This window comes from Massilia mucilaginosa (assembly GCF_011682145.1).
Lineage (GTDB): Bacteria > Pseudomonadota > Gammaproteobacteria > Burkholderiales > Burkholderiaceae_D > Telluria_A > Telluria_A mucilaginosa.
In genome coordinates, this window is sequence record NZ_WHJH01000089.1 from 1 (window position 1) to 13,042 (window position 13,042).

Annotated in this window: 13 protein-coding genes; 4 read left to right on the forward strand and 9 right to left on the reverse strand. The window is 67.0% G+C overall.

Annotated features, from left to right (window positions below; genetic code table 11):
• Positions 1-129 precede the first annotated feature (129 nt).
• From F2P45_RS32845 to mepK, 3 genes are read right to left on the reverse strand one after another with little or no spacing between them, the layout of a single operon-like run.
• The gene (locus tag F2P45_RS32845) at positions 130-447 is read right to left on the reverse strand and encodes an outer membrane protein assembly factor BamE (RefSeq protein WP_166882416.1); all 318 of its coding nucleotides are present in this window, start codon (positions 445-447) and stop codon (positions 130-132) included.
• Positions 444-1,265: a hypothetical protein gene (locus F2P45_RS32850; RefSeq protein ID WP_229505425.1), complete on the reverse strand. Its 822-nt coding sequence runs from the start codon at positions 1,263-1,265 to the stop codon at positions 444-446. The genes F2P45_RS32845 and F2P45_RS32850 overlap by 4 nt, the downstream gene beginning before the upstream one ends.
• A gap of 56 nt (positions 1,266-1,321) precedes the next feature.
• Positions 1,322-1,858, reverse strand: coding sequence for a peptidoglycan L,D-endopeptidase MepK (gene mepK, locus F2P45_RS32855; RefSeq protein WP_166882417.1), 537 nt, complete (start codon positions 1,856-1,858; stop codon positions 1,322-1,324).
• Positions 1,859-2,196: 338 nt separating this feature from the next.
• Here mepK and F2P45_RS32860 point away from each other — a divergent pair, with 338 nt between their 5' ends.
• Together F2P45_RS32860 and F2P45_RS37080 are read left to right on the forward strand one after the other, a co-directional pair.
• Positions 2,197-2,979 (forward strand): NF038120 family PEP-CTERM protein, encoded by a 783-nt coding sequence (locus F2P45_RS32860; protein ID WP_166882418.1) that lies wholly within the window; start codon positions 2,197-2,199, stop codon positions 2,977-2,979.
• A gap of 19 nt (positions 2,980-2,998) precedes the next feature.
• The gene (locus F2P45_RS37080; RefSeq protein ID WP_166882419.1) at positions 2,999-6,157 is read left to right on the forward strand and encodes a S8 family serine peptidase; all 3,159 of its coding nucleotides are present in this window, start codon (positions 2,999-3,001) and stop codon (positions 6,155-6,157) included.
• A 111-nt stretch (positions 6,158-6,268) separates the two neighbouring features.
• On the opposite strand, the gene F2P45_RS32870 is transcribed toward F2P45_RS37080, so the two are convergent.
• The 5 genes from F2P45_RS32870 to F2P45_RS32890 all read right to left on the reverse strand — a co-directional run bounded on the left by F2P45_RS32870 (position 6,269) and on the right by F2P45_RS32890 (position 10,040).
• Complete coding sequence (locus F2P45_RS32870; RefSeq protein WP_166882420.1) at positions 6,269-6,748, reverse strand: hypothetical protein; 480 nt, start codon at positions 6,746-6,748, stop codon at positions 6,269-6,271.
• 63 nt (positions 6,749-6,811) lie between these two features.
• Positions 6,812-7,585, reverse strand: a complete 774-nt coding sequence (locus F2P45_RS32875) for an SDR family NAD(P)-dependent oxidoreductase (RefSeq protein WP_166882421.1) — start codon at positions 7,583-7,585, stop codon at positions 6,812-6,814.
• Positions 7,586-7,666: 81 nt separating this feature from the next.
• Entirely contained in the window at positions 7,667-8,254 is a 588-nt protein-coding gene (locus tag F2P45_RS32880) for a TetR/AcrR family transcriptional regulator (protein WP_370663344.1), read from the reverse strand.
• A 178-nt stretch (positions 8,255-8,432) separates the two neighbouring features.
• Positions 8,433-8,834: a hypothetical protein gene (locus F2P45_RS32885; RefSeq protein ID WP_166882422.1), complete on the reverse strand. Its 402-nt coding sequence runs from the start codon at positions 8,832-8,834 to the stop codon at positions 8,433-8,435.
• Between the two features lie 291 nt (positions 8,835-9,125).
• Positions 9,126-10,040, reverse strand: coding sequence for a LysR family transcriptional regulator (locus F2P45_RS32890; protein ID WP_166882423.1), 915 nt, complete (start codon positions 10,038-10,040; stop codon positions 9,126-9,128).
• A gap of 106 nt (positions 10,041-10,146) precedes the next feature.
• Here F2P45_RS32890 and F2P45_RS32895 point away from each other — a divergent pair, with 106 nt between their 5' ends.
• Both F2P45_RS32895 and F2P45_RS32900 read left to right on the forward strand, forming a co-directional pair.
• Positions 10,147-10,770: a glutathione S-transferase family protein gene (locus F2P45_RS32895; protein ID WP_166882424.1), complete on the forward strand. Its 624-nt coding sequence runs from the start codon at positions 10,147-10,149 to the stop codon at positions 10,768-10,770.
• Complete coding sequence (locus F2P45_RS32900) at positions 10,767-11,612, forward strand: pyridoxamine 5'-phosphate oxidase family protein (protein ID WP_223164884.1); 846 nt, start codon at positions 10,767-10,769, stop codon at positions 11,610-11,612. Before F2P45_RS32895 ends, F2P45_RS32900 begins: the two co-directional genes overlap by 4 nt.
• A gap of 298 nt (positions 11,613-11,910) precedes the next feature.
• Here F2P45_RS32900 and F2P45_RS32905 read toward each other — a convergent pair whose 3' ends face one another.
• Complete coding sequence (locus F2P45_RS32905; protein WP_166882425.1) at positions 11,911-12,801, reverse strand: DMT family transporter; 891 nt, start codon at positions 12,799-12,801, stop codon at positions 11,911-11,913.
• Positions 12,802-13,042: the final 241 nt, after the last annotated feature.

Sequence of the window (13,042 nt, forward strand, 5' to 3'; positions counted from 1 at the left end):
CCGCCCCCCACCGGGGGCACGCCCGGGTTCACCGGGGGGGGCCGGGCCCCCGCCCCGGCCCGGGTTAACGGCGCGGCCCTCCCCCCCCGCCCCCCCCGCCGCCGGGGGCACGACGGGGTATCGACGGGGCTAGTGCGCGGGAATGTGCGCGCGCCGGCGCAGCTTGCGCACCACCCCTTGCGCGTCGAGCAGCACGACGATTTCGTCGAAACCGCCGGGCACCGGCATCTGGTACAGCCAGGTTTCGACGCCGCTCTCGAAGCCGACCTTGCGCGTCGGCCCCAGCGTGGCCAGCAGGCTGGCGCGGCTGCTTGCGCCAGGGCGGATGGCGCGCACCTGCTCCGCCGTCACCCGGGTCCCCGGCGGCGCCTCGGGCGCGTGCGCGCAGGCAGCGAGGACCAGCGCCGACGCCAGCACAACAGCAAAGCGCAGGCCGCTGCCACTCATGGCGCGCCGCCCGCCGGGCCGTCCATGTACTCGAATTCGACGGTGGCGTCGTCCGGCCAGCGCGTATCGAAAATCGGGGCGTAATAGCTGCGCTCGAGCAGCACCTGGCAGTCGCAAAAGCGCAGGTCGTCGGCAGTCAGGCGGCCGCCGGCGTACAGCATGTTGAACGGCAGTACCTCGGCGCGCGCGCCATGGCGCACGGTGACGGCGAACACGGGGCGCTCGGCGAAGAACAGGTAGTTGCCGTCGGCGCTGGTGCAGACCTGGCCGGCATTGCTCAGCGCATCCGACAGCCAGCCGAACATGGGCGAGCTGTTCGATATCAGCCCCGCTTCGATCCCGACCCGGCATTCGAGCCGCAGGTCGCCCAGGCGGCGCGTGCCGGGCGCCACGCCGGGGCTGTGGATGGCGGCGCGCCAGGTCAGGCTGTCGCCGCGCCGGTTGGCGAGCACGGCGGCGTCGTCGCGCAGCGCTTCTTCATTGCGCGGCAAGACAAAACTGTTGTCGCCATCGAGCGCGAGCGGCACGCTCAGGCGCTCGCCGGCGATGCGCACGGCCACGCCGCGCATGTCGGTCGTGGGCAGGCGCGGCAGCAGCTTGAAACGCAGGCTGGCGGCGGGCGCCAGCGCATGCTCGCGTTCGAAACGCGCCACCCCGGCCATCATCTTGCGGTAGGACTTGTCGACCGGATCGCGCACGTAGGGCACGATCACGGTGGGCATGGGCGCACGCGCGCCGGCCTGCACCGCGCCGGCGGGCAGGATCGATGTGGCCAGAATGGCAAGGGCAAGGTGGAAAAATGCTGGCAATAAGAACATTGCGCCAGGCGCCGCGGCGGCGCGCGCGGGGATGCGGCGCCGTCGGGCTTGCACGCTTACCAGCGGCGCAGGCGGCCGGTATCGAGGTGGACGAATTGCGAATCGGGATAGTAGCCGACGCCGCCGCCGCGCGCGTTGAGCGCCGCTTTGTGCACGTGCGACAGGCTTTTGCCCGGCATGCGGATGTCGATGGCCTTGCCTTCGAGGTGCATGCTGTGGCGCGCCACCCCATCGCTGGCTTCGGCCAGCTTCTGGTTGGTTGCGGGCGAGCGGTAACCGGAAATGACGTGCAGGACCGGATTGCTGCCGAGCTGGGTGCTGACCCTGTTGAGCAGCACCAGCAGTTGCGGGTCGATTTCGGCCACCGTATTGCTGCGGTGGTCGCGCAACAGTTTGTTGATGTCGGCCAGCGACTCGGGGAGGAAATCGCCCTCGGCCCAGAACACGCTGCGCAGGCTTTCGCCCGTATGGGTGTTGTACAGGCGCAAAGTGCGTTCGCCTGGTGCGGCCGTGGCGCTACGGGCCAAGGCAGGAAGACTCAGTGCCGATGCCAGTACGACCGAACTCTTTAAAAAGGAGCGGCGTGGGTTCATGATCGATCCTTGCGCTTATACACGAACGACCATCATACACACCCTCGGCGCCGCGCGCACGCAATTACGCTCGAAAACGCAAAAAGAGTCAAGGGAAGCTAACACAAACAATGTTGACAAATGTGGTGAAATTGTCACGGGCATTTTTGGCACGTTTTCATAGAGGAAACAAAACAAGCTTTGGTGAAACCATGAAAAATATGAATTTCTTACGTTGAGATTATTGCTACAACAATTATTTCCTTTGCTATAGTCTTTTGCACTTTTAAGAAAAGTAGCAAGCAGGCAAATCGACCTGTACGCCCATTGATCGAAATAATTCAAACATAAGGCAAGAGATGAATCGCACAGTCACCCCGCTGGGTACCCCACGGCGCGCCACCCGCGCACTCCACACGATCGCCGGGCTCGCCGCGCTGTTTTGCGCGCTGCCGGCCATGGCCAGTCCAATCACCTTCGAATCCGTTGCGCCGAACGCGCTGCTGAGCGGCGAATCGATCAGCGAGGGCGGCTACCAGATGCTGATCCTTCCCAGCCCGGATACTGTCGGTCCGGACCTCTCCACGCCGTTCGGCACGATCGTCAACAGCAACGATCCGAACACCTGCACGGTGTTCGGCTGCCCGACGGGCGCCAGCGGACACTTTCTTGCGGTCATCAACGACGGCGGCGTGAAATTCACGCGCGCCGGCCAGCAGTTCCGACTCGGCAGCCTGAGCCTGGCGTTCCTGCCGCCGGTCGACGTGGTCGATGCCGATTACGGCCTGCTGCAATTTTCCGGCATCCGCGGCGACGGCACCGTGGTCTCGAGCACCTCGGCCTTCCCGGGCCAGGCTGCGAACGGCAGTTTCAGCTTCGGTTCGGCCCTGATCGACCAGAAATTCCGCAATGAAGTGCTGACCAGCCTGACCGTCAACGCCTGCCTGTTCGACGGCAATGGCGGCTGCTTCAACTCGATCGACAACCCGGCCTTCGGCCAGGCCCAGTTCGCGCTCGACGACATCAGCTTCAATGCCGTGCCGGAACCGGGATCGTTCCTGCTGATGGGCCTCGGTATCGGCGCCCTCGGCCTGACCCGCCGCCGCAGCAAAGCATCCCCATCGGCCCCGGCCACCATCTGAGCACGCAAGGAAATTGACTATGACACTTCGCCCCGTATCCCTTGCCGTCATGCTGATGCTGGCCGGTATCACTACCACCGCCGCCGCTGACGAAGCCCGCCGTTCCTACATCGTGCAACTGGTCGACAAGCCGGTCGCCACCTACACCGGCCAGGTGGCCGGCCTGCCCGCCACCAAGCCGGCCGACGGCCAGCGCCTCGATGTCGACGCGACCGACGTGCAGAACTACATCGCCTATCTCGACACCAAGAAATCCAAAGTCCTCTCGACCGTCAACGCGGCCCAGGTCACGCACCGCTTCAACGTGGTCCTGAACGGCTTTGCCGCCCTGCTGACCGACGCCGAAGTGCGCGCGCTGAAAAAGGACGCCGGCGTGGCCAACATCACGGCCGACTCCATCATGCAGATGGACACCAACTACACCCCGACCTTCCTCGGCCTCGATAAAGCCGGCGGCCTGTGGGAACAGGTCGGCGGCAAGGTGGCGGCGGGCGAGAACATCGTCATCGGCATCGTCGACAGCGGCGTGTGGCCGGAAAACCCCTCGTTCGCCGACAAGGTCGACGCCAACGGCGTGCCGAGCCACTCGGGCACCGTCTCGGCCTACGGCGCGCCGCCATCGACCTGGAAAGGTTCGTGCGACACCGGTGAAGGCTTCGCCCTGACCAACTGCAACAACAAGCTGATCGGTGCGCGCTACTTCAAGTCGCCGACCCAGGCCCTGCACTGGACCGAATTCAATTCCTCGCGCGACTCGGTGGCCGGCGCCGAAGGCCATGGCGGCCACGGCACCCACACCGCGACCACGGCCGGCGGCAACGCCAACACGCCTGTCGTCAACGGCAACCTGACCCTGGGCCTGGCCAGCGGCATGGCGCCGCGCGCCCGCATCGCCTCGTACAAGGTGTGCTGGACCGACGCCGCCTCCGGCAAGAACGGTTGCGCCACCGCCAACAGCGTGGCCGCGATCGAACAGGCCGTGAAAGACGGCGTGAACGTGATCAACTTCTCGATCGGCCCGAACGCCGGCGGCGGCGCCTTCAACGAAGCGACCGAAGTGGCGTTCCTGGGCGCGGCCAGCGCCGGCGTGTTCGTGGCGGCCTCGGGCGGCAACTCCGGCCCTGGCGTGGCCACCCCGGCGCCGGTATCGCACATCAGCCCATGGCTGACCACGGTCGGCAACTCGACCCATAACCGCCTGTTCGTCGGCACCGCCACGCTCGGCAACGGCGTCAAGCTGACCGGTTCGTCGAGCAATGCCTCGACCGCCACGGCCGCGCTGATCCTGGCGCGCGACGCCGGCAAGGCCGGGGTCGATCCGGCCAATCCGCAACTGCTGCAATGCTTCGGCGCGGTCGATGGCGTCAGCGCGCTGCTCGACCCGGCCAAGGTGGCCGGCAAGATCCTGGTCTGCGACCGCGGCAACAATGTGCTGGTCAACAAGAGCCAGAATGCCAAGGAAGCCGGCGCGGTCGGCGCGATCATCGCCAACGTGGCCGTCAACAACAACGCCATCCTGAACCAGTCGCATGCGCTCTCGACCGTACACCTGACGGTGGCCGACGGCGCCACCCTGAAAAGCTACATCGCCGCCAATCCGACCAGCGCCATCGCCTCGCTGGGCGACCTGAAAGGCGTGATCAACCCGAACGTGGCGGCGCCGGTGATGAGCGGCAGCTCCTCGCGCGGACCGAACGTTGCCAACGCCAACATCCTGAAACCGGACGTCACCGCGCCGGGCAGCGACGTGCTGGCCGGCGTCACCGCCGACCTGACCCGCGCCCAGCGCGACGCGGTGGCCGCCGGCGGCGCCGCGCCGTCCACCGACTGGGCCTTCTACTCGGGCACCTCGATGGCCAGCCCGCACGTGGCCGGCCTGGCCGCGCTGCTCAAGCAGCTGCACCCGAGCTGGACCCCGGCGGCGATCAAGTCGGCGCTGATGACCAGCGCCAGCCCGACCCAGCCGGACGGCGTGACCGCCTCGGTCGCGTGGGACAAGACCGCCAAAGCCACCGGCACCCTGCCGTGGGGCCAGGGCGCCGGCCACGTGACGCCGAACGGCGCCGCCAATCCGGGGCTGGTGTACGACGCCACCGAAATCGACTACGCGCGCTTCCTGTGCGGCCTGAACGCCGGCGTCTACAGTCCGGCGACCTGCCAGGCGGTCGGCACCATCCAGCCGTATAACCTGAACCTGGCCTCGCTGACCGCCGGCAACGTGCTGGGCAGCCTGACCCTGACCCGTACCGTGACCAACGTCGGTACCAGCACGGCGACCTACAACGCCAGCGCCAGCGTGCCCGGCTACACGGTCGACGTGCAACCGCCGAGCCTGACCATCGGCGCCGGCCAGAAAGCCACTTTCAAGGTCAAGGTCACGCGCACCAACGCCCCGGTCGACACCTGGGTGTACGGCAGCCTGGTCTGGTCGGACGGCGTGAACAACGTGCGCAGCCCGCTGACCGTGCGCGGTTCGGCCCTGGCCGCGCCAGCGACGGTGTCGAGCGAATTCGCCGACGGCAGTAAGCTCATCACCATCGGCACGGGCTTCGCCGGCGCCATGACCTCGGTCAAGTCGGGCTTGTTGCCGGCGGCCGTGGAAACGCGCAGCGTCGGCGAATCGGGCACCGATTCGGCGCTCTACCTGGCGGCTTGCCAGGCTGGCGGCGGTGCTGGCGTGAACGTGCACACGGTCAACGTGCCGGCCTCCACCATGGCGGCGCGCTTCGCGCTGTTCAATGACGACACCGCCGGCGGCGCCGACTCCGATCTCGACCTGATCGTGGTGGCCCCGAACGGCGCTGTCTCGAGCAGCGGCAATGGCGGCTCGAACGAGCGCGTGGAACTGGTCCAGCCGGCCGCGGGCGCCTACAAGGTGTGCGTGATCGGCTACGAGCCGGCCAACGGCGAAGCCGAGTACAAGCTGTCGTCGTGGGTGCTGAACGAAGGCGCCGTCAACGGCAACTTCAAGGCGCTGGTACCGGCGCGCGCGTATGTCGGCGGCACCGCGACCGTCAGCATGAGCTGGTCGGGCCTGGCGGCCAACCAGCGTCACCTGGGCGCACTGCGTTATGTGGTCGGTGGCGCCACCCAGGGCTTGACGATGGTCGAAGTCAACACCAACGATCCGCTGCCGCAGTTCGACGCGCCGCGCCGCGCCGTGGTGCAGGCCAAGTAATGTAGGGTAGGAAAGGCAGGCGCGCCGCAGGGTGCGCCTGTGTGCTTTGAGTGTGAAAAAAGGCTGCGGCATTCTTGCCCGCAGCCTTTTTTCATGGGGTATGCCGATCGCTCAGCGGGCGTCGCTGCCGCCCAGGCTGCGCTGCATCAGCACGCACTTGCCCGCGGTGCAGGTCGCGCCCGGATCCTGTTCGACCATACAGGTCGACATCATGCCGCTCTTCTCGTTGTGTTTCCGTTCTTCGGCCGCCTGTTCGGCCGCCAGTTTGGCCAGCAGCTCGCCGTTGCTGCGCTTGGTCGACCAGGGCAGGAAGCCGGCCGGTCCGCCGCACGGTTTGGCGCCGACCGGCAGGGTGCGGCACTGGCTGGCGTTGTCGCAGGCGGCATCGCCGATCTCGGCCGTGATACGCGCGCCGAGCGAGCTGGCGGTGTCGCCCGCGCCAACTGGCGCCGGCGCCGGCCTGGCCGGTGCCGCCGGCGTGGCCGGCGTGGCCGCCGCAGTCGTGTTGGAAGGTTCGCTGCAGGCCGTCCCGGCGGCGATCAGCGCGGCTGCGATGCACAGGCGCAAGAGGGAAGAGAGTGGTTTTTTCATGCCCCATCATCCCGGATCGATGCCCGCTTGGCAAGCGGGGCACGATTCGCCTCCCGCCAGTTGTCAGTTGCGTCCCGCCATCACGCCGCCATCCACATCCCACACCGCGCCCGTGACCCAGGCCGCCTCGTTCGAGAGCAGGAAGGCCACCGTGGCGGCCACATCCTGCGGCGTGCCGATCCGTCCGAGCGGGTGGAAGGCATTGAAGCCCTGCAGCGCGGCCGCCACCTGGTCTTTCGGAATGAAGCCCTCGTACACGGGCGTATCGACCACGGCCGGCGAGACCGCGTTGACGCGAATCCGGTGCGGCGCCAGTTCCAGCGCCAGGTGCTGGGTCAGCGCGTGGATGCCGGCCTTGGCCATCGAATAGGCCGAGGAGGGCGTGGCGGCTACCGCCTGGCGCGCCCACATCGAGCCGATGTTGACGATCGCCCCGGGCGCGCCGCGCGCCACCATGGCGGCCACGACCGACTGGGTCAGGAAGAAAATGCCGCGGTTGATCGCCTGGTACTGGTCGTAATCGTGCGCGCCGTGCTCCAGGAAGGGCTTGGGAAAGAACACCCCGGCGGCGTTGAGGATCAGGTTGATGTGCGGATGCTCGGCGCCCAGTTGCTGGCGCAGGCGGCTCAGATCGGCTTCGTTGCCGATGTCGCCGGCCAGGGTGTGCACGCGGCCCGGCGCGTCGAGTTCAGCGGCGGCGCGCGCGTTCTTGGCGGCGTCGCGCCCGAGCAGCACCACCGCGCCGCCGCCGCGTACCACCCTGCGCGCCGATGCCAGGCCGATGCCGCTGTTGCCGCCGATGGCCAGCAGGGTGTGTCCTTCGAATGTCCTGTTCATGATAATCCTTTCTATACCAACTAGTTGGTAGGTTGATGTTGTCAAAAAATGCCGGCCGCGGCCGGCGAGGGAAGAAGCCGGTCAGGCCAGCATGTTCGAAACGTAGGTGGACCCCGCGTTGGCGGGGCTGTGGTCGGTGCCGACGCCGCGCCCGACCATCATCGCCCCTTCCAGGGCGCTGAGCAGGCCATACGCCTGCGCTTCGGCGCTGCCGCGCACGCGCAGGAGGCCGGCCTGTTCGCCGTCGACGATGGTGCTGGCGAGCCAGTCCAGGTTCAGCTGGAAGAAGGCGCGCACGTCAAGCGCCACCTCGGGCGACAGCGCCGCCGCCTCCGCGCCCAGGATGCCGCACACGCACAGGCGCCGGTCCTGGCGGTAGGTGGCCGCGAACAGTTCTCCGTAGCGGGCCAGGCGCGCCGGCGCATCCTCGCCGCTCGCGTCGATGGCGCGCAGCAGGGTGGCGAAACGGTCGGCGTAGCGCTGCACGATGGTCTGCACCAGGTCGGCCTTGGTGCGGAAGTGATGGTGAATGCTGGGCTTCTTGATATCGATCTCGCGCGCGATGTCATCGTACGAAAAGCCGTTATAGCCATGCTGCTGGATCAGGCGCTGGGCCGCGTCCACCACCCGCTCGGCCGAGGCCGACAGTTCCGAAAATTGTTTGACCACCCTGCCTCCGTTTACCTACCAACTAGTAGGTTTGGATAGTGCCCGAGTGCTGGCGCGCTGTCAAGCGCCAGCTGCCCTCCGCAGATTCCTACCACCGGGGTCAGAGCTCTAAACTGCAATTAATTGATGCCCGGTTTTGCTAAAAAGCGCAGCGGGTGCGGCGCAGCCCTTGGCGGCCTCACTTCATCGACAGGATGAACTGGCGCCCGTCGTGCTCTTCCACGAAAGCGAGCTGCGTGTCGCGCGCAAAGACGATGACTTCGCGCATGCGTCCGGCCACGTCGGCCAGGGCTGCGCGCAAGTCGGCTTGCTCGCCGTCGAAGGTCGAGCGGCCAAAGACGTAGCAGGTCTTGCCGGCCCCCTGTTTGCGCATCAGCGCCAGCAGCTGGTCGGGGTCGGACAGGGTCGGCACGAGTTCCCGGCTGCGATCGGCGCGCAGGTCGCGTGCGTCATGCAGCAACTCGTCGAGCAACTGCGCGCGGCGTTTCGACTTTTCCCAGAAATAGAGATAGCGCGCTTTGCGCGACGGTTCGACGAACAGCTCGATGATCTCGCGCAGCACGGGGTGATTGTTTTCCATGACGAATAGTACAGGCACCGCGTCAAGCGGGCTCAGCGCTTTTCAACCGGGGTCAGAGCTCCAATCAGCAACAAAAAAGCTTTCCCAGCGCTATGTTGTCTGCTTCCTGCGACGGTTCAGGCGCCACAACACAGCAGACGCGCCGATTGGCGCTGCATGCCACCGCCTTGACCGAAAATCCAGTCGGTTCATCAATTAATTGCAGTTTAGAGCTCTGACCCGGGTGGTAGGAATCTACCTCGGAACGCGGTTTTGCAACACGGCGGGCGTGGAATGAATGTTCATCCGAGCTCAGGCCACAGTGGGATCGAGCACCGGCAGGGCGGCCAGGCGGCGCGCCAGGAAGTCGATGCAGGCGCGCACGCGCGGCGCCATGTGGCGCGCGCTCGGCACCAGCAACTGCACCGGCAGCGGCGCCAGTTCGTAGCCGGGCAGCAGGCGCACCAGCGTGCCATCGGCCAATTGTTCGGCTACCTGATAGGACAGCGGGCGTCCGATGCCGCGTCCGGCCAGCACCGCCAGCAGCATGGTATCGATTTCGTTGACGATCAGGCGCGGGGCCAGGCGCACCGCGAATTCGCGTCCATCGGCGCGTTCGCCGTCGCTAAAGCGCCATTCGGTCGCGCCGCGCTGCTCGCTGAAGATAATGTCGTGCGCGTCCAGCGCGCGCGCACTGGCCGGGCAGCCGCGCCGCGCCAGATAGGCCGGACTGGCCACCAGCACGCGCCGCACCTGGCCTACCTGGCGCGCCATCATGCCGGTATCGGGCAGCGCACCGATGCGCAGCGCCAGGTCGAGCCCGTGTTCGATTAGGTCCAGGTTGCGGTCGTTGAACACCAGCTCGACCTGCAGGGCCGGATGCAGGTCGAGGAAGTCGATCATGGCCGGAGCCACATGGCGCCGCCCGAACACGGTCGGCACGGTGATGCGCAGGCGTCCGCGCAGGGGCGCGTTGTCGTCCTCGCGCACGGCGTCGTCGTAGTCGGCCAGCACGCGGCGCGCCATCTCGGCCAGGCGCAGGCCCGCCTCGGTGGGCGCCAGGCGGCGCGTGGTGCGCTCGACCAGGCGCGTGCCGACCCGCTCTTCCAGCGCCGCCAGCGCGCGCGTGACCGCCGGGGCCGAGCGGCGCAGGCGCCGTGCCGCGCCGCTCAGGCTGCCCGCGTCGAGGATCGCCACGAATATCTGCAACTCATCGAACCGGTCCATGCATTCTTCCAGAAATTGAAATAATCATTTTCAATTTATCATGATTCTCATTGATGCGTGCAAGCGATAGCATGGCTTTCCTGATCCCCTTCTGAATCGAGATGCCATGCAAACCACCTCCCTGATCCTCCACGGCCTGCCGGTGTCGGGCCATGTGCACCGCGTCGAACTGCTGCTGCGCATGCTGGGGCTGCCGTTCACCCTGGTGCCGGCGCCGGCCGAGGTACGCGACAGCGCCGCCTTCCGCGCCCTCAATCCGCTGGGGCAGATCCCGGTGCTGCAGGATGGCGAGCTGGTCATCAACGACAGCAACGCCATCCTGGTCTACCTGGCCAGGCGCTACGCCCCCGGCAGCGGCTGGCTGCCCGACGACGCGGCGGGTGCGGCCGCCGTGCAGCGCTGGCTGTCGATCGCCGCTGGCGAACTGGCCTTCGGCCCGGCCAAGGCGCGCGCCAACGCGCTGTGGAAGGTGCCGGCCGACCTGGTCCAGGCCGGCGCGCTGGCGCAGCGCCTGCTGGCCTTCATGGACCAGCACCTGGGCACGCACCGCTTCCTGGCGGCCGCGCATGCCACGCTGGCCGACCTGGCCTGCTACAGCTACGTGGCGCATGCGCCGGAAGGCGGCATCGGGCTGGCACCGTATCCGGCGCTGCGCGCCTGGCTGGCACGGATCGAAGCCTTGCCGGGCTTTGTGGCGCTGCCCGCCTCGCCCCTGCCGGCGGCCGCATGAGTGCGCCGTATCACGAAGGCGAGTTGAGGGCGCAGGCGCTGGCTGGCGAGATCAGTCACGGCAACGGCATCCGCCCCTTCATGCCGGACCAGCACCGCGACTTCTTCGCGGCGCTGCCGTTCGTGCTGGTGGGCACGGTCGAAGCCGATGGCCGGCCGCGCGCGCGGGTTGCCGCCGGTGCGCCCGGTTTCATCGACAGCCCCGATGCGCGCTCCCTGCGCATCGCCGTGCAGGACAGCGGCCTGCGCGCCGGGCAGGCGCTTGGGCTGCTTGGCATCGACTTCGGCACGCGCCGGCGCAACCGGCTCAACGGCGTGGTGCGCAGCGCGGGCGGCGGCGGGGTGCTGATCGATGTGCGCGAAAGCTTCGGCAACTGCCCGCAGCACATCGTGCCGCGCGACGTGCGGGCGGTCGCGCCGGTGGAGGCGATGGTGCGCGAGTTCGACCGGCTGGACGATGAACCGGAAGCGCGCGCCTTGATCGCGTGTGCCGGCACCTTTTTCATTGCCACCAGCGGCGGCCGGTACGGCGTCGACATCTCGCACCGTGGCGGCCTGGCGGGCTTCGTGCGCATCGAGGGCGACAGCCTTGCCGTGCCCGACTATGGCGGCAACCGCTACTTCAATACCCTTGGCAATGTGCTGCTCGACGCGCGCGCGGCGCTGCTGTTCATCGACGACGCCAGCGGCGCTGTGCTCGAACTCGAAGGCCGGGTGGAGATCGTGTGGGACGAGGGTGCGGCGGTACCGGGCCAGGCGGGCGGACGGCACTGGCACTTCAAGATTGAGCGCGGCCGCATCACGCACGGCGCCCTCGCGTTGCGCTGGACCCGGCGGCAATAGGCAATAGGCCGCCAACCGGGGTAGCGACCCAAAATCCTACAACCGGGGTCAGAGCTCTGACAACCGGGGTCAGAGCTCTGACTAGCAATTAGTTGCTGAACCGATTGAAGCTCCGGCGAAAACCGCTGAATGATGCGGAAACATAGGCATCCAGTGCGTTGAGTATCCTAAACCGTCGTAAGAAGCAGACAAATCACATTTGGATAATTTTTTGTTGCTAGTCAGAGCTCTGACCCCGGTTGGGGAGTCTTTGCCTGCCGGATCTTAATTGCTAGTCAGAGCTCTGACCCCGGTTGAATCAGGGCTTCGATGCGCGCGCGCCGACTGCGATGCCGAGCACCGCTATCGCGATGCCAATCCAGTGCTGTGTTGTAATGACTTCGCCCAGCACGCCCGCCGACAGCAACAGGCCCGCCACCGGATACACCGCCGTCAACAAGGATGCCTCGGCGCCGCTGGCTTTCGATGCCCCCTGGTACCACAGGTGAAAGCCGAGAACCGTGGGCACCAAGGCGTAGTACACGGCGGCGCCGACCGCGCGGCCCGACAGCACCGGGCCGCTTGCCTGTGTCCACTGGAACAAGGCCGGCACCGCACAAAACAGCAGCGACAGCACCGACATCGTCGCGGCAACCAGCGCCGGGTCGATCGGGGTTTTGATGGTCTTGTTCAGCAGCAGGAAGACCGCTTCGCAGGCGATCGCGTCCAATACCAGCGCATTGCCGGTCCAGCGCCGCGCATGCTCACCGCCCGCAGCCGGAGTGTCCAGGCTGAGCACGGCCACGCCCAGCGTGGCGAGCACGATCGCCAGCATGGTCCACCCGCCGAGCCGTTCGCGCAACACGACAAAGGAGAGCAGCGCGGCCACCGCCGGCAGCGTCCCGGCAATCACGCTGGCGTCGGATGCGTGCGTCAGCGACAGTCCCATGATCAGCAGCACCGAATAGCCGACACTGCCCAGGCCAGCCTGGACACAGAGAGTCGCCCATTCGCGCCGGGCCAGCCTGGGCAGGCGTTTGCCGCCGAACCACGCCATCCCCACCAGGAGCGGGCTGGCCACGGCAAAGCGCAGGAAGGCCGCGATGAAGACCGGCATCCCGCCCATCATCTTGCTGGCGACAATCGTACTGCCGACGGTGACCATGGCGGCCGCCATCGAGAGGTAAGCGGTGTATTTTTGCGATGGCATGGAGCGGGACCCTGGTAGCGGAAGGAAGCGCATTGTCATGCCTCCCCGTCAACCGGTCTTGAACGATCTTGCTATTGCAGTGCACCAGGCTTCGTCTGGCTCGGCCGGATCGGCCCTAGCCTGAATGTTTCATAAACTGCTACCGCAGTCCTGGTCCGGCGATGTATGAGCTCCTTGGTGACAATCACGGTGTCGCGGGCAATAGTCGCCCTACCCGATCGATCGGGATATCAAATGTTGC